The sequence below is a fragment of the Flagellimonas aquimarina genome (genome assembly GCF_003149745.1).
Classification (GTDB): domain Bacteria; phylum Bacteroidota; class Bacteroidia; order Flavobacteriales; family Flavobacteriaceae; genus Flagellimonas; species Flagellimonas aquimarina.
On record NZ_QGEG01000001.1, the window covers coordinates 530,308 to 545,254 of the forward strand.

The 14,947-nt window shown below is 39.1% G+C and carries 18 protein-coding genes; 8 read left to right on the forward strand and 10 right to left on the reverse strand.

The window, feature by feature from the left end; all coding sequences use genetic code 11:
* Positions 1-37: 37 nt before the first annotated feature.
* Together DKG77_RS02370 and DKG77_RS02375 are read right to left on the reverse strand one after the other, a co-directional pair.
* Complete coding sequence (locus DKG77_RS02370) at positions 38-622, reverse strand: HupE/UreJ family protein (protein WP_109659819.1); 585 nt, start codon at positions 620-622, stop codon at positions 38-40.
* A 9-nt stretch (positions 623-631) separates the two neighbouring features.
* Positions 632-1,372 (reverse strand): TerB family tellurite resistance protein, encoded by a 741-nt coding sequence (locus tag DKG77_RS02375; protein ID WP_109659821.1) that lies wholly within the window; start codon positions 1,370-1,372, stop codon positions 632-634.
* Between the two features lie 125 nt (positions 1,373-1,497).
* On the opposite strand from DKG77_RS02375, the gene DKG77_RS02380 reads away from it, so the two are divergent.
* The 4 genes from DKG77_RS02380 to DKG77_RS02395 all read left to right on the forward strand — a co-directional run bounded on the left by DKG77_RS02380 (position 1,498) and on the right by DKG77_RS02395 (position 4,079).
* The gene (locus tag DKG77_RS02380; protein WP_109659822.1) at positions 1,498-1,908 is read left to right on the forward strand and encodes a BrxA/BrxB family bacilliredoxin; all 411 of its coding nucleotides are present in this window, start codon (positions 1,498-1,500) and stop codon (positions 1,906-1,908) included.
* Between the two features lie 64 nt (positions 1,909-1,972).
* Complete coding sequence (locus DKG77_RS02385; RefSeq protein ID WP_243414795.1) at positions 1,973-2,689, forward strand: SDR family NAD(P)-dependent oxidoreductase; 717 nt, start codon at positions 1,973-1,975, stop codon at positions 2,687-2,689.
* Positions 2,690-2,691: 2 nt separating this feature from the next.
* Positions 2,692-3,429, forward strand: a complete 738-nt coding sequence (locus DKG77_RS02390; RefSeq protein WP_109661396.1) for a lysophospholipid acyltransferase family protein — start codon at positions 2,692-2,694, stop codon at positions 3,427-3,429.
* The gene (locus DKG77_RS02395) at positions 3,426-4,079 is read left to right on the forward strand and encodes an HD domain-containing protein (protein WP_109659824.1); all 654 of its coding nucleotides are present in this window, start codon (positions 3,426-3,428) and stop codon (positions 4,077-4,079) included. The genes DKG77_RS02390 and DKG77_RS02395 overlap by 4 nt, the downstream gene beginning before the upstream one ends.
* Before the next feature lie 37 nt (positions 4,080-4,116).
* On the opposite strand, the gene DKG77_RS02400 is transcribed toward DKG77_RS02395, so the two are convergent.
* Positions 4,117-5,559, reverse strand: a complete 1,443-nt coding sequence (locus DKG77_RS02400; protein WP_109659826.1) for a glycosyltransferase family 2 protein — start codon at positions 5,557-5,559, stop codon at positions 4,117-4,119.
* Positions 5,560-5,809: 250 nt separating this feature from the next.
* Here DKG77_RS02400 and DKG77_RS02405 point away from each other — a divergent pair, with 250 nt between their 5' ends.
* Both DKG77_RS02405 and DKG77_RS02410 read left to right on the forward strand, forming a co-directional pair.
* Complete coding sequence (locus tag DKG77_RS02405; protein ID WP_109659827.1) at positions 5,810-7,234, forward strand: Gfo/Idh/MocA family protein; 1,425 nt, start codon at positions 5,810-5,812, stop codon at positions 7,232-7,234.
* A 168-nt stretch (positions 7,235-7,402) separates the two neighbouring features.
* Positions 7,403-7,738, forward strand: a complete 336-nt coding sequence (locus tag DKG77_RS02410) for an avidin-fold protein (RefSeq protein ID WP_109659829.1) — start codon at positions 7,403-7,405, stop codon at positions 7,736-7,738.
* A gap of 29 nt (positions 7,739-7,767) precedes the next feature.
* Here the strand turns inward: DKG77_RS02410 and DKG77_RS02415 are convergent, their stop codons facing one another.
* Positions 7,768-8,142, reverse strand: coding sequence for a Fur family transcriptional regulator (locus DKG77_RS02415; RefSeq protein WP_109659831.1), 375 nt, complete (start codon positions 8,140-8,142; stop codon positions 7,768-7,770).
* Between the two features lie 88 nt (positions 8,143-8,230).
* Here DKG77_RS02415 and DKG77_RS02420 point away from each other — a divergent pair, with 88 nt between their 5' ends.
* Positions 8,231-8,833 (forward strand): NAD(P)/FAD-dependent oxidoreductase, encoded by a 603-nt coding sequence (locus DKG77_RS02420; RefSeq protein WP_313789366.1) that lies wholly within the window; start codon positions 8,231-8,233, stop codon positions 8,831-8,833.
* Positions 8,830-9,147: an FAD-dependent oxidoreductase gene (locus tag DKG77_RS17255; protein WP_313789691.1), complete on the forward strand. Its 318-nt coding sequence runs from the start codon at positions 8,830-8,832 to the stop codon at positions 9,145-9,147. Before DKG77_RS02420 ends, DKG77_RS17255 begins: the two co-directional genes overlap by 4 nt.
* 1 nt (position 9,148) lies before the next feature.
* Here the strand turns inward: DKG77_RS17255 and DKG77_RS02425 are convergent, their stop codons facing one another.
* The 6 genes from DKG77_RS02425 to DKG77_RS02450 all read right to left on the reverse strand — a co-directional run bounded on the left by DKG77_RS02425 (position 9,149) and on the right by DKG77_RS02450 (position 14,932).
* Positions 9,149-10,402 (reverse strand): RNA polymerase sigma factor, encoded by a 1,254-nt coding sequence (locus tag DKG77_RS02425; RefSeq protein ID WP_109659833.1) that lies wholly within the window; start codon positions 10,400-10,402, stop codon positions 9,149-9,151.
* 57 nt (positions 10,403-10,459) lie between these two features.
* On the reverse strand, positions 10,460-10,813 hold the full coding sequence (locus DKG77_RS02430; RefSeq protein WP_109659835.1) for a YciI family protein: 354 nt from the start codon (positions 10,811-10,813) through the stop codon (positions 10,460-10,462).
* A 9-nt stretch (positions 10,814-10,822) separates the two neighbouring features.
* On the reverse strand, positions 10,823-11,176 hold the full coding sequence (locus DKG77_RS02435) for a YciI family protein (protein WP_109659837.1): 354 nt from the start codon (positions 11,174-11,176) through the stop codon (positions 10,823-10,825).
* Between the two features lie 98 nt (positions 11,177-11,274).
* Positions 11,275-12,351, reverse strand: coding sequence for a PA0069 family radical SAM protein (locus DKG77_RS02440; protein ID WP_109659839.1), 1,077 nt, complete (start codon positions 12,349-12,351; stop codon positions 11,275-11,277).
* A 98-nt stretch (positions 12,352-12,449) separates the two neighbouring features.
* A complete protein-coding gene (locus DKG77_RS02445; RefSeq protein ID WP_133248409.1) occupies positions 12,450-13,151 on the reverse strand; it encodes a collagen-like triple helix repeat-containing protein in 702 nt (233 codons plus the stop codon).
* Positions 13,152-13,378: 227 nt separating this feature from the next.
* Positions 13,379-14,932, reverse strand: coding sequence for a hypothetical protein (locus DKG77_RS02450; protein WP_243414797.1), 1,554 nt, complete (start codon positions 14,930-14,932; stop codon positions 13,379-13,381).
* Positions 14,933-14,947 lie beyond the last annotated feature (15 nt).

Consider the following 14,947-nt stretch of genomic DNA (forward strand, 5'->3'; position numbering starts at 1 on the left):
CCCTTACAACCTTATTCGATTAAATTTAACGAACGTCCTACTTGGGAAACGTAGCAATGAGCAGCGGTATTGTAATGCAAATGATTAAAATGGACGCTATGGCAATAAAATACGTCCTTTTCACCTTAATCAAGTCCTGAATTAAAAAGGCAATAGCCAGAATAGCGAGGATTATGGCAATTTGTGAAAATTCAATTCCAGTGGCAAATCCCAATAGCGGTGTCACTTTATCTTCTTCTTCTGCCATTAACATTTTAAAATAGTTTGAGAACCCGAAGCCATGTATTAGTCCAAAAAAAGCTGTCGCTAATATGTGCAGGTACATTCCCACGTTCTTATCCCCATTGTACACATAGATCAAATTGAACAGACTTGTTAGCGTAATGGTGACCGGAATAAGAAATTCTATTAACCCTACATCAACGGTAAGCACCCCAAATGCCGACAGCGCCAATGAAGTACAATGTGCTATGGTGAAAATTGTAGCCAAAATCACTACTTTTTTCCAGTTCTTAAACGTAAAGGGAATGGCCAGAGCAGATAAAAACAGGATATGGTCATACGCACCAAAATCCAACACGTGTTTTAATCCCAATTCTATGTAAAACCAAAATTCTTGCATATTCGTTTGTTATGAAATTCCTCTTTCTTTCTGAATAGTTTCGTAAGCCTTTTGTACTTCCTTAAATTTTTCTTCAGCACCCTTTTTAATGGCCTCGTTATCCGTTACAACCCTATCTGGATGATACTTCTTTGCCATTGTTCTATAGGCCTTTTTTACTTCATCATCAGAAACACTTCTCTCTATTTCTAAAATCTTGTACGCGTTATCTGCAGATTTTATGAACATGGCCATGATACTTTCAAAATCATGTAGGCCAACCCTTAAGTACCCTGCCAATTCTCTTAGTTTGCCTACCTCTGCTTTGCTTACTTGTCCATCCGCTTGAGCAATTCCAAAAAGAAAATGCAATAATTGCAGTCTTACTTCATACCTAGTGCGTTGTACCAAAAATGAACATATTCGCTGTGCAGAGATTTCCCTTTTTTTGATTACATCATTAAAAGTTCGAAATATAGCATTTGCCTTTTCCTTTCCATATGTGCTCAAAAAATATTGTCGCACATAATCCAATTCCCGCTGACTTACTTGCCCATCTGCCTTAATAACAATTGAACATAGCGATAGCAAGTTCAGTTCAAAATCTGCCGGAGAAACCGATTGACGGGTGAAATCTTGGAAAACTGTATTTCCGCCACGTTTATTGTTGCCCCCCAAACCGTCCAGAAGGCTTCCAACAAAAAAGCCAATTATAGCGCCTACAAATCCTCTAATAAAAAATCCAATGAAAGCAGCGGCCCACTTGATCATCCTTAAAATTTTTAAAGCCCAAATATAGGGTTTTGCCCAAGAAAGAAACCCTTAAGCGGTGTTAAGGGTGATGAAAAAAATACGACAAAAACCGTATCTTTGAATGCAAAATAAAAAATAAGACTATGTATCCAGAAGAATTGGTAAAACCTATGAGAGCTGACCTAGCTTCTGCTGGGTTTGAAGAATTATATACAAGCGAGGCGGTTGAAAATGCACTAAAACAGGAAGGAACAACTTTGGTTGTTGTAAACTCTGTTTGTGGTTGTGCCGCAGCCAACGCCAGACCTGCTGCCAAGCTAAGCTTGCAAAACAATAAGAAACCTAGCCATTTGGCAACCGTTTTTGCCGGGGTTGACACAGATGCCGTTAATACCGCAAGAAACCATATGGTTCCTTTCCCCCCATCATCACCAAGCATGGCATTGTTTAAAGATGGTGAATTGGTACACATGATAGAGAGACATCATATTGAAGGTAGACCTGCAGAAATGATTGCCGAAAATTTAATGGAAGCCTATAACGAGTTCTGCTAGTAATTGACTAGAAAAAGAATCTAGGACCACCTCATTTTGGGGTGGTTTTTTATTTTTACCAATTATGATAAAAAAGGCAATTGTTATTGGAGCAACTTCCGGTATTGGAAGGGAGCTTGCTCTTGTCTTATCTAAAAACAATTACAAAGTTGGTATCACCGGACGTCGTTCAGCATTGTTGAAAGCCCTAGAACAAAAATCTCCTGGTTCTTTTATTTCCATGGCTTTTGATTGCACCGAAGAACATGCGACAATTCACTTAGAGCAATTAATTGAAAAATTGGAGGGCTTAGACCTACTCATCTTCTCATCCGGAACAGGAGACCTTAATGAAGCACTTGTGTACGACATTGAAAAAATGACCAATACCTTGAATGTAGTTGCTTTCTCCAAAATAATGGGGTGGGCCTTCAAGCTTTTTCAAAAACAAGGAAATGGACATGTTGTTGCAATAACCTCAATAGGTGGATTAAGAGGAAGTGCCATTGCTCCGGCTTACAATGCTTCCAAGGCATATCAAATCAATTATTTGGAAGGGCTCCGTCAAAAAGCGAAGAAGTTGAAAATGGATATCACCCTCACCGATGTTCGCCCTGGATTTGTTAACACGGCAATGGCAAAAGGCGATGGACAATTTTGGGTAGCTTCACCCAAAAAAGCAGCCAATCAAATTTTTTTAGCCATCAGTAGAAAAAAAGATAGGGTCTATATTACAAAAAGATGGCAATTAATCGCCATAATTGTCAAGATTTTGCCAAATTGGCTTTACAAAAGAATGTGACCGTGCAAAAGTTGATTTCTTACCCTCTGACCTTACTTTTTTTCATCCTATTTGGGTTAGTGCTGATTTTTTTTCATCCTATACAATGGCTGTGTCTTAACCTTCTGGGTTATGATGCGCATAGACGTAGCGTGGCTATTTTAAACTGGTTTTTAATGCGATGCACCAAGGTCCTTGGAACGCGCTATAGATTTGAAAATAAACACAATATACCAACAGACAGGCCTCTTATCATTGTGTCCAATCATCAAAGTATGTATGATATTCCCCCTATTATCTGGTATATGCAAAAACATCATCCAAAGTTTGTAAGCAAAAAGGAATTGGGAAAAGGAATTCCAAGTGTATCATATAACCTAAGACACGGTGGTTCGGTTCTGATCGACAGAAAAGATGCAAAGCAAGCCATAATGGAAATTGGGAAATTAGGGTCCTATATTGAAAAACATAATCGTAGTGCCGTTATTTTTCCAGAAGGTACCCGAAGCAGGGATGGAAGGCCAAAACCTTTTAGGCCAACAGGGTTAAAAATGTTAATGAAAAAGTCTCCTTCTTCTCTTATAGTTCCCTTAACCATCAATAATTCTTGGAAAATGCTTCGCTTTGGAAAATTTCCCATGGGTCTAGGTGCCCATATTACCCATACTGTGCACAAACCCCTTGAGAATGACGGGAATTTAGATGAGCTTATTACAAAACTGGAGGGGATTGTTTCAGCGGGCATTAAAGTTAATTCATGACAGACTCAGAAATCTTAGAACACACCATCTCTTTTGTAAAGGAAACTCTTGAAAATGCTGAAGGAGGTCATGATTGGTTTCACATTGAACGTGTTTTCAATACCGCCAAGTTCATATCCAAACATGAAAAAGTAGATGCTTTGGTTGTAAAGTTAGCGGCTCTTTTGCATGATATTGCGGACCCAAAATTCTACAATGGAGATGAAAGCATAGGGCCTAAAATGGCTTATGATTTCTTAAATACTCTGAAAGTTGACCAAGAGACCATTAACCATATCATCGAAATTATTAAACATGTATCTTTTAAAAATAGTCTAGAAAAAAACCAAAAAGTGTTTTCTTCAATAGAGTTGAAAGTAGTACAGGATGCAGATCGCTTAGATGCCATTGGCGCAATCGGCATTGCGCGCGCATTTAATTATGGCGGCTATAAGAACAGGGAACTTCATAACCCAGAGATTTCCCCAAATTTGAACATGACCAAAGAGGAATATAAAAGGTCCAATGCTCCCACAATTAATCATTTTTATGAAAAATTGCTTCTGCTCAAAGAAAAAATGAACACCACAACCGGTAAAAAATTGGCCGAGGAACGCCATCAGTACATGCTAGGTTTTTTAAAGCAGTTCCACAAAGAATGGAATCCTTAGTGCTTAAAAAACATACTGATTCAATATTTTGTTACAGCTACTTTTTTTCTGGTAAACCACGTGTCAACCACCCTCTTCGTTTAACTGTGGCAATTGAGTAAGGTGTAATCCAGAATAGTCCAAAAGTGTATAGTATACTATATGAATAAGCCCAGAACGATTCTGATAAGTCATATCGTTTTGCATAGAAAATAACCGGAAAGGTAGATAGAACAAGAATACTAAAAAGCGTTGAACTCAAAAACAGTAAAGGGTGGGTTGCAACAAAAAATAACATGAACAACAAAAAAGGGTAGCTCATCGCAATTTTTGAGGACTGACTTAAAAACAAGAGTCTTGTGCCTACCTTGGACCCCTGTCTAAAATTCTTAAAGACATATTTAGACATCTCTATGTTCTCGCGAACATTACTTCTGCCCCATCTAATGAACATCTTGTATAGGTTGCGATATTTTTCGGGCACATTAGTGTAAGCATAGGCGTTCCTCTGAAATAAGACATGGTATCCTTGTTTCAATATCATATTGGTCATTGCACAATCTTCTCCAATATCAGAAGGTTGACCCATAAAAGTTTGATTGATCCAATCAGGAAGACAAGCAAAAACTGCAGAACTTCGATATGCTGCTAAAGCACCTGGTGTACAAAGTACGGAGTTAAGACTGCTTTCCGCGGAACGAACAAACTCAAAACTCAAAACAAAACTCACATCCAACATTTTAGGAAGCAGCGCCTTCTTGTTGTTTAAAACCCTAATATTTCCTGCCACTGCGCCACATTGTTCATTATTAATGAAAGGACTGACCAAATTTCTCAAGGTGTCCTTTTTTACAATAGAATCGCTGTCCACAGTTACAAAAATCTCTCCTTTTCCCTCGTTAAAGCCAAGGTATAATGCATGGCGTTTCCCCATGTTTTTAGGCTGTTTGTAAATGGTTAGACAATCTCCCAATTCTTTCTTTGCCTCCTGTATCCATTGCCAAGTATCATCTTGACTGCCATCATCAATAGCAAGCAATTGTAATTTCTCTTTAGGGAAATCACTATCTGCCAGACTCATCAATGTATGCCAAACTTGCTTACCTTCATTGTATGCTGGCACTATTACGGTGCAGGTAGGCAGTTCATTGTCCTTAACGGATGCAATAGGTTTATATCTAAAATATTGGAACAACGTATAAAGGAAAAAACCTGCCTTAAACAAAAATAGGCCACCTGCTAAAATCATAAAGGCCAATCCTAACTTGGAACTCATGCGATCCAAATTAAATTGAGTAAAATCGCTTTGCAAAACATACATTAGGTATACAGCTCCCAACATTAAAACAAATGTGCTTCCCAACACAAAAACACCCCAAGCATCGGCAGTTTCAAAAAATGAAATAATCCTATCCCTAAAGGTCAAGGTTTTTAAATTGTCAGAGATTTTTTTGGAATTGCCTTCCAAAGTATTTGTTTGATGTGATATCGTGTTTCCCATTTTCTTTCTTTTGCGGTAAAAGTGTCTTAGTGTTATACGTTCCCAATATTATTTTGGATTCATTTTTTTGAAATTTTAACCCAAGTGTTCAGGTAGGTAGGTACACCCAAAAGATTGAGAAGACAAGGGCGGAAAAATCCGTACTATAACTTTTGCGAACAATTCTGTAAAATATTATGCTGAAGACTGCGGTCTAGTAAAGTAATTACTGCTTTTTTGTATCTTCAAGCCTACAACTAATCCAAGTAAAATGCAAAGAAGAAAGTTCCTTAAGAATGCGGCTGCAGCTTCGGCCGCATTTTCAATTGTTCCAAGCCATGTTTTAGGAAAAAATCATGTTCCCCCAAGTGATACCCTTTACGTATCTGCCTTTGGTGTTGGCGGAAGGGGCAATGGTGTAATACAGGGTCTTGATGCAACAGGACACGTAAAATTTGTCTCGTTCTGTGATGTAGATGATAGACGTGCAAAGCAAACCTATGATCTTTTCCCAGATGTAAAACGATTTAAGGACTTTAGAAAGGTTTATGACAAACATTTAAAGGATATAGATGCTGTTATGGTCGCTACTCCGGATCATACCCATGCCACCATTGCGCTTCCTTTTATGCGTGAAAAGAAACATGCCTATGTTGAAAAACCATTGACACACAATATTCATGAAGCCAGATTGATGACCAAAGTTGCCGCCCAAAATGGCATTGTTACTCAGATGGGAAATCAAGGGGCATCCAGTGATGATAGCCGTATTGCGCGTGAATGGGTAGAATCTGGGATTATTGGTAAAATACATACTATTGATTGCTGGACCAACCGTCCTGTATGGCCCCAAGGCGTGCCAATACCAGTTGAAAGACAGAGAGTACCAAAAGAATTGGACTGGGACCTTTGGTTAGGCCCAGCAGCCATGCGCGATTATAATGCTGCATACTTGCCATTTAAATGGCGTGGCTGGTGGGACTTTGGGACCGGTGCACTTGGCGATATGGGTTGCCACATTATGGAAACACCATTTAGCGTATTGGATTTAGGTTACCCAAAAGAAGCAGAAGCTAGTTGTACTTCTGTTTGGGTTGGTGATTTTGTGGAAGCTGACTACAGTCCTTCATGCCCTCCTTCATCCAAAATACATTTAAAATTTGAGCATGAACACCATGGTGATATTGCATTGAACTGGTATGATGGAGGTTTAAAACCAGACCTTCCAGATGAGCTGAAAGATGATGAAACCATTGGTGATGGTGGCGGTGGAACAGTTATGTATGGTGATAAAGGAACTCTGGTTTGCGATACATATTCTAGAAATGCCCGTTTATTGCCATCAGAAATGATGAACCTATATAAATCTCCCGAGCCCAAGTACCCAAGAGTACCGGGTAGCATGGATGGTCATATTGCCAATTTTGTTGATGGTTGCATGAATGGTGCTGCTACTTCATCGGACTTTGCAAAATCAGGGCCATTGACCGAAACGGTGCTTATGGGGAACCTTGCTGTTAAAGCGTATCAATACAAAGTACTGCAAGAAGGAAAAAAGGTTGGCGACTGGGCTCCATATGATTATCCTGGCAGAAGAAAATTGTTATGGGATGGTGAGAACATGAAAATAACCAACTATGACAGGGCCAATGAGTGGGTATCAAGGGAGTATCGTAAAGGTTGGGAACTTAGTTGACCCAATTCACAATTTTTCTTTCTAAATAGCTTGCAATGAAAGAGTCAGCATAATAAATGCTAACCCCAGTATTTTGGTTTGAGTTTGTTGCTTCATTTTTAAGCGATGTATTTATCTTGAAGAACCAAAAAATTTGTATTGGTAACATTTGATAGTGATTTTTTATCTATGAAAAACTTAAACAACCTGCGCATGAACGTAGTCCAAACCTCAGAAAATGGTGTGGTCAATGAGGAAACGATATTTAATTTTAGACAATCGGGAAATATGGTTGAAGCTAATTATTCTGGCGGGCAGATCGCTCAAGGATTTCTGGTGGGCAAAATTCAAGGAGACATTTTACAGTTTAGCTATTGCCAGTTACAAACAGATGGTGAATTGGACAATGGTATTTCCAAATCTGAAATAAGTGTAAAAACCAATGGCAAAATTAGGTTAACGGAACATTTTGAATGGGCCTCTAGAGAAGGTCAATCTGGAGTAAACATTTTTGAGGAGCTCTAACTTTTTTAAACCAACTGTGATCATAACACTTATGTGCAGTCGTTACACGTACCCGATATCAATCCATTAAAATTTTCCAATACATACCCTTCAGGCAAACTGATGGATGCTTCTTTTTCTAGACATTCTACTTTTCCACATTGGGTACATCTAAAATGGAAGTGGTTATGGTTGTGTGTTTTTTGGGTACAGTTAAGGCAAAAGGCAAAGTACTGCTTGCCATCGTCCCCTACTATTTTGTGCACAATACCATCCTCACAAAAGCGGTTCAATACCCTGTAAATGGTTGCCCTGTTCACCTGGGAATCCAGTTTTGACTGAATCATTTCATGGTTCATCGCTTGGTTCTCTGCTTTGAGCAGTTCTAGAATTTCTTGTGTGGAGTGGGTTTGTCTTCTTTTCATTTTTTAATGCGACATTGTTGCAATAATATAAATTCTCTATATCTTCGCCAAATAATTTGGAATACAATTTTTTGTCAAAACAATCATCATGAAAGATACAAACCAATTTGAAATCATAATTATTGGAGGAAGCTATGCGGGACTATCTGCTGCATTGGCCCTGGGAAGATCCCTGCGAAAGGTTCTGGTCATTGATAGCGGAAAACCATGCAATCGTCAAACACCACATTCGCATAACTTTCTTACCCAAGACGGAAAAACTCCCAAAGAAATAGCTACTGTTGGCCGCGAGCAAATTGCAAACTATAAAACCGTTGAGTTTTATCAAGGCCTAGCCGTAGAAGGTGTTAAAACCGCCAATGGATTCGCAATTACTACCCATGAAAACAAAACTTTTGTAGCAAAAAAGTTGATTTTTGCCACTGGGGTCAGGGACATTATGCCAGATATTGATGGATTCGCCGAATGTTGGGGCATTTCCGTCATTCATTGTCCTTACTGTCATGGTTATGAAGTACGAAATGAAAAAACCGCAATTCTTGGAAATGGGGATTATGGTTTTGAGTTTTCACAACTGATCCACAATTGGACAAAAAGTCTGACCTTGTTTACCAATGGCAAATCCACATTGACCAATGAGCAAACCAGCTTATTGCAAAAAAAGACATTGAAATTTACGAGGGCGAAATAGACCGATTTGAACATCTAAACGGTAAACTGGAACATATTGTATTTAAAGATGGATGTGAAATGAGTTTAAAAGCCATTTACGCCCGGGTACCGTTCGTTCAAAATTCGGATATTCCAACAAAACTGGGGTGCGAGCTCACGGACGATGGGCTACTACAAATCGATTCTTTTCAAAGGACCTCTGTTGATGGTATTTATGCTTGCGGGGACAGCACTATTTGGATGCGATCTGTTGCCAATGCCGTTGCCACCGGTGCAAACGCTGGGGCCTTCTTGAATAAGGATCTTATAAAAAAAGCGTTTTACCAGAATTGATCTAGATTCCTGGTAATTTCTTCTTTAAATGTTTTCTCACCAATTCGTTTTTGGTTAGCTCAATCGCCTTTTTAAGAGCGGCTTCATACTCATCCTGATTGTTAGCTTCCTTCAAAAGCTCCGCCTTAATTGCAAAGAAAAGTCCAGAGCTGCTAAAATCTGTTTTCTTCTGCAGTGCTCTTAATGCTTTGGTCCCTTCTGCTTCACCGTGCACTTTGGCATAAGGAATAATTTGGTTCAAAGCCAGCATGGGCGAGTATTGTCTCTTTAACTGTATATCGTAGAGTTCCAATATGCTTTTCCAATCTGTTTTTTGAAATGTCTTGGCCACACAATGGTAATATGATCGAGCAGCTTCCAAATGGTAGTTAGAGGGCATTTTATCCTCCGTTCCGGAGCTTTCTAAATGTTGAACTCCTATTCTAATGAGTTTTTGGTTGTATTTGGACCGATCTTGGTGCTCCAATGTAACCAACTCACCTTCTTCGTTCAAACGGGCATCAAACCGTGAGGCATGAAAACACATTAAGGCTATTAAGGCCGTTAAATTAGGGTGTTTACAATATTGGTTCTCTTTTAATAACAGCGCCAAACGTAAGGCTTCATAACAAATATCCCTTTTAAGAACACTAGACCCAGTAGTTGCGGCATACCCTTCCGTAAATAGTAAGTAAATGATCCGAAGGACTTTGAACAACCTGGACTGCAACCCCATCTGTACCGGAATCTGTAAAAACTGAACTTCTTGCCTAAACTTCTTTTTGGCCCTAGTAAAAGATTTGGCCACAGTTTCTTCCTTTTTTAACAAGGCTTCTCCCAATTCTTTGTTGCTAAAGCCCCCTATGAGCTTAAGACTCAATATAACCTGATATTCCTCGGATAGCGAAGGATGACAGCAGGCAAATATCATTTTTAACTGACTATCAGATATTGTGTCATCCAAAGAAATCTCCTTCTCTGGAAAAACTTCTCCATCATTGTTTAGATGTTTGTCATCAAGAAAGTCCATTTTCTTGCTTCGCCGCAATACATCTATAAGTGCATTGTTGGCTACTCTATAAAGCCATGCCGTTGGGTTATCTGGTACAGATTTATATGCCCAGACCTGCATTGCCTTTAAAAAAGTGTCTTGGGCAACGTCCTCGATTTGTTCCAAATAGGAAATCCCAAATTTATTGGTTAAAACTGCAACCACTTTTCCGTATTCATTTCGGAACAAATGGTCAATGGTATTGGTCAGGTTGTTTTCACTCATAGTTAAACCAAAAAAAGCCTGATATCCATCAGGCTCTCCTTCATTGTTTTTAGGGGGTTACTGAATGTTCATTGGTACAATTTCCCTTATTTCTAAAATACTGCCATCGAAACCAAAGTGCGGATTCCCTTTTGATATTTCCAAGGCTTCGTTCATATCCTTAGCGGAAACAATGGTATAACCTCCAATTACCTCCACGCCTTCTGCAAATGGCCCATTAGTAATCAGTTCTCCTTTTTTGTAAACCACTTTACCTTCCTGAGAAAGTGGCAATCCTTCCACAAGTTTTCCCTGCTCCTTTAAACGTTTCAACCATTTCTCCCAATCTTTGGTCAGCGCTTCCTTTTCTTGTTGGGACAACTTGTTATAATCATCATACCCGCCCCTAAACAGATATAAAAAATTGCTCATATACTATGTTTAATGGCTGTCCATTGACATAATTTCCCGCACTTCAACATTGCTTCCTTCATAATCAAAAATTGGGCATCCTTTAGACATTTCAACAGCTTCTTCCATGTCTTTTGCAGATACGATCAAATACCCTCCAACTACCTCAGCTCCTTCTGCGAACGGTCCGTTGGTGATCAATTCACCCCTATTATGTACTACTTTTCCATCCGCTCCCAAGGGGAGTCCATCCAATAGTTGGCCTTTTTCTTTTAGACCACCCATCCATTGTCCCCAAACCTGCATATGGGCCTGTTTCTCTTCTTGAGATAATTGGTTGAAGTTTTCGTCTCCTCCACGGAATAAATACAAAAAATTGCTCATTGGTTTTAGTTTTATGTTCGTCCATGACAAACTGAATTATACTTTGTTTACGCTCTTAAGACGAACGCCAACCTAGGCATTGGACAATCTTTATAAATTTATTTAAATAATTTCATTTGACCGTCTTTATACTGTTCATGTAAATCTTTATTAAGTTTTGGACCTTCTTTTTCCTTAAAATACCTGAGCCTGGCAAGCTTGGCCATATCATGAATTTGGGCAGCTACTTTTCCTTCGCCTCTGTTTCTTAGTCCAAACCGACTATCGTTGATAGAGCCTCCATGGCAATCCTGAATAAGGTGCAATACTTTGTCGGCCCTGTCTGGCATTGCCTTTTTAATCCAATCTGTAAAAATCTGTCCTATGGCCCCGTTCAAGCGAACTATGGTAATGGCAAATGACGATGCTCCATTGTCAGCGACCGCTTTGGCCAATGGCAACAATTCGTGACTATTGATTCCAGGTATGATAGGGGCCAACATAGCGTTTACCGGAATGTTGTTTTCCGATAAAACCCTGATGGTCTTTAACCTCTTTTGAATGGATGCAGTTCTGGGCTCCAATGTTCTCCTTGTTTTTTCTGAAAGCGAGGTCACCGAAATATTGACACCGACCAAGTTGTGGGCATGAAGTTCTTTAAGAATGTCCAGGTCCCGAAGAATCAAGGCATTTTTGGTAATGATGCCCACGGGATGACGATATTTGAGGAACACTTCCAAGCACTTTCTGGTAATCTCAAATTTTTGCTCAGCAGGTTGGTAGCAATCTGTATTGCCAGACATAACAATGGTCTGTGCTTTCCAGTTTTTATGTTTGATCTTGGCTTCCAACAACTCCGGGGCCGATTTTTTTACCAGAATCCTACGTTCAAAATCCAATCCTGCGCTGTAGCCCCAATACTCATGTGTATTGCGCGCATAGCAATAGATGCAACCATGCTCACAACCCTGGTAAGGGTTCATGGAATAGAGCATGCCCACATCTGGGCTATCCACTTTGTTAACGATGGTCTTAGGAAAAATGGGTATGTACTGGGTCTTATTGCTCTCAGGTTCCTCATCTTCAATTCTGCAGAACTCTAAAAAGTCCTCCCGGATTTCATAGATATGTTGTAAAAATTTGTTGGGGGTATTCTTTTGCGCTCCCCTCCCTTTTATTGTTTTCTTGGATTGCATTATTGGATTTATTCCAAATTTATGGAATTAATCCTAATTATAAAGAATTAAAAAGCCGGGTAGAAACCCGGCTTAATCAAAATAAATATGTTGTTGTCTTATTCTAAACCAAAATATGCTGCCACAGCTTTGTAGTTGCTTACATCCACTCCTGCGGCCTTAAGACTAGCCATTACATTTTGACTGTTTTTAGAGCTATTTGTAAGTTCTATGGCCACAGCAATTACTCGAGAATATAACCCCCCAGGAACTGCATGTAGGTTATCATTCAAATCATAGAATAAAATATCAAGAGTTCCATCTGGGAGATTGGTCTGCACTCTTGCATAATGGCTGTTATTTACCAAATGTCCAGGTATATGGAACCTTGTTCCATCATTTTGTTCCATGTAGAAAATAAAGGCATAGTTTGTAGGTGTATCAACAATGTTGTTTAAATCAAGAGGAAGTTCAATATAATTAGCAAATACATCTAAACTAAATGCATGTTCTTCTACATTGGCATTGCCATCTGTACCATTTGTACCATCTGTACCTTGACAGTCCAAGGTGTCAACAACACCATCTAAATTGGTGTCTTCATTATCAGTATCTTCGGTAATATCACCAACACCGTTGCCATTTAGATCCCAACAGCTAATACCATCGGCTCCAGAATCGCCGGCAGCTCCAGCAGGTCCTGGGTTTCCATCTGCGCCTGGAAGTCCATTTTCACCGTCTGCCCCATCTTCTCCAGAACAGGACAACATAGTCAAGGCCATGCATAGCACGACCACATTAATTACTCTAAATAATTTCATAATATTTTTATTTATAAGGTTATGTGGCCCAAATGTATAAGGTTACATTGGTGGTTTTAGACTGTACTTGACCTGTCCCTTATATGGTTTGACGGATTGGTTCCCAGGATTGACAAATCAATTACTTTGTAAGATTTTTCAACGACAACCTGAAAACAAAAAAATAGCCCCGTTAAGGGGCTACTTGGTATTTAAGCTATATGAGGTATGTTGGTGAGGAAATTCTGTTACTTAAAATCTACCTTCACCAATTGTTTTTTGCTGCCTCTTTTGGCATAAAAAAGCATGTTGTTTTCTGCAAGGTTCTTTAAAGGTTTAGATACCATTAATGGCAATCTAGCTTCTTGGTTATCTATGATTTTCTCATAATCCATAACACCGTTTTCGTCCAAAGAAATCATAAAGACATTGCGGTTTCTGCTCAATCCTTGCTTAAAGATCAGTCTTTCATTGTTGATCAATTGTGGGTTTTCTGAGGCTGTGCAGATAAAGAAATAGGTCTTTCCATCTTTACAGTACGAGCTGTAGGATGCATAGGCACCATCTCCTTGAGTTACCTCTGCTTTGTTAATGTTTCTGGCCCAAGCCAAATCTCCATTGGTATTTAGTTTTGCACTTACAATATCATTATGATGAAAACGCTCAAGTCTAATGCGTTGGCCAGCTCCTGTAACTTCCATGCCGTTGGTCACAAAATACTCTTCTGCATTAAAAAAGATTTCCCCATCTTTGGTAACCTCCACACCCTTGAACACAAGGTTCTTGATTACTTTTTCTTCATCCCTGCCAAATTTGTCTTCCATGAACTGTTGGGAAAATGGATTGTACTTTTTGGAGTTGATGTTCAAAGAGATGGGATTAATGTCGAAATATGCTATTCCGTTGTATCTGTTGTCCTTTCTATCCGCATAAAAACCCGTACAGACCAGTCTGTCATTGAAAATTATGGGATACAATCCTTCGGAGTATTTGCCGGGGTCATCAAACGACTGTGTTTGGCTTCCATTTTTGGAAACCTTTATCAATTCATACAGGAATTTGCGTTCATCTACTCGAAAACGTTTCTTTTTGAAGTATGCCTTTCCAACAATGTATGCCGTCTCTAAATCTGAGGTTATGGCAATATTTTCAAAAGCATAGTTCTTTTCTTCTATTTCATGGGAAAAATCGTGTTCAAACCTTTTATTGAGCGCGGTATCATAAAGGTGAATAATGTGTTTGTTAACCTTTCCCCTTTTATGGTGGGTGCTTATTACAAAACCTGTTTTTTCCTGATTAAAAAGAATAGCTGTTGAGAACCCTTTGGAGAAGTTCCTGTTATAATAGTTTTTGCCCACTGGGTTTTGAACTTGTTCCGACGCAATGGACAAAAGCTTTTGCGGCCTAAAATTAAAGTCGATTATGGGGCTTTTGTGTACCCAATATTCATATTGGCCACGCTCATAATTATAGTCAAGAAACAATAGGTTCAGTTGTCCGTTTTTAAGGAAACCGTCCACAAAGTCCAATCCTTTAAGCTTGTAGTTATATTCAGAAACCAGTTCCAAATTACTGTTATAGCGCTCAATTAAGTATCCCTTGGGTTTTAGAATTAGTCCTTGATAGTACGCTCTTACTAAAACATAGCCCCCATCCCCATCATCTGCTATTGTCATTAAATTAGAATACCGGTATCGATCACTGAATTTTTCACCAAAATCATAAGAAACCGGCATTTTTTGGGCATTCCCAATAACTCCCATTAAAATAAGGCACAGTAAAGCTATTCTTTGTTTCATCATAGTCTGGTTTGGTTA

Excerpts from the sequence above, each read along its gene's own strand:
- DKG77_RS02370 (WP_109659819.1), bottom strand. The coding sequence starts at position 622 with ATGCAAGAATTTTGGTTTTACATAGAATTGGGATTAAAACACGTGTTG.
- DKG77_RS02375 (WP_109659821.1), bottom strand. The coding sequence starts at position 1,372 with ATGATCAAGTGGGCCGCTGCTTTCATTGGATTTTTTATTAGAGGATTT.
- DKG77_RS02380 (WP_109659822.1), top strand. The coding sequence starts at position 1,498 with ATGTATCCAGAAGAATTGGTAAAACCTATGAGAGCTGACCTAGCTTCT.
- DKG77_RS02385 (WP_243414795.1), top strand. The coding sequence starts at position 1,973 with ATGATAAAAAAGGCAATTGTTATTGGAGCAACTTCCGGTATTGGAAGG.
- DKG77_RS02395 (WP_109659824.1), top strand. The coding sequence starts at position 3,426 with ATGACAGACTCAGAAATCTTAGAACACACCATCTCTTTTGTAAAGGAA.
- DKG77_RS02400 (WP_109659826.1), bottom strand. The coding sequence starts at position 5,559 with ATGGGAAACACGATATCACATCAAACAAATACTTTGGAAGGCAATTCC.
- DKG77_RS02405 (WP_109659827.1), top strand. The coding sequence starts at position 5,810 with ATGCAAAGAAGAAAGTTCCTTAAGAATGCGGCTGCAGCTTCGGCCGCA.
- DKG77_RS02410 (WP_109659829.1), top strand. The coding sequence starts at position 7,403 with ATGAAAAACTTAAACAACCTGCGCATGAACGTAGTCCAAACCTCAGAA.
- DKG77_RS02415 (WP_109659831.1), bottom strand. The coding sequence starts at position 8,142 with ATGAAAAGAAGACAAACCCACTCCACACAAGAAATTCTAGAACTGCTC.
- DKG77_RS02420 (WP_313789366.1), top strand. The coding sequence starts at position 8,231 with ATGAAAGATACAAACCAATTTGAAATCATAATTATTGGAGGAAGCTAT.
- DKG77_RS02425 (WP_109659833.1), bottom strand. The coding sequence starts at position 10,402 with ATGAGTGAAAACAACCTGACCAATACCATTGACCATTTGTTCCGAAAT.
- DKG77_RS02430 (WP_109659835.1), bottom strand. The coding sequence starts at position 10,813 with ATGAGCAATTTTTTATATCTGTTTAGGGGCGGGTATGATGATTATAAC.
- DKG77_RS02435 (WP_109659837.1), bottom strand. The coding sequence starts at position 11,176 with ATGAGCAATTTTTTGTATTTATTCCGTGGAGGAGACGAAAACTTCAAC.
- DKG77_RS02440 (WP_109659839.1), bottom strand. The coding sequence starts at position 12,351 with ATGCAATCCAAGAAAACAATAAAAGGGAGGGGAGCGCAAAAGAATACC.
- DKG77_RS02445 (WP_133248409.1), bottom strand. The coding sequence starts at position 13,151 with ATGAAATTATTTAGAGTAATTAATGTGGTCGTGCTATGCATGGCCTTG.
- DKG77_RS02450 (WP_243414797.1), bottom strand. The coding sequence starts at position 14,932 with ATGATGAAACAAAGAATAGCTTTACTGTGCCTTATTTTAATGGGAGTT.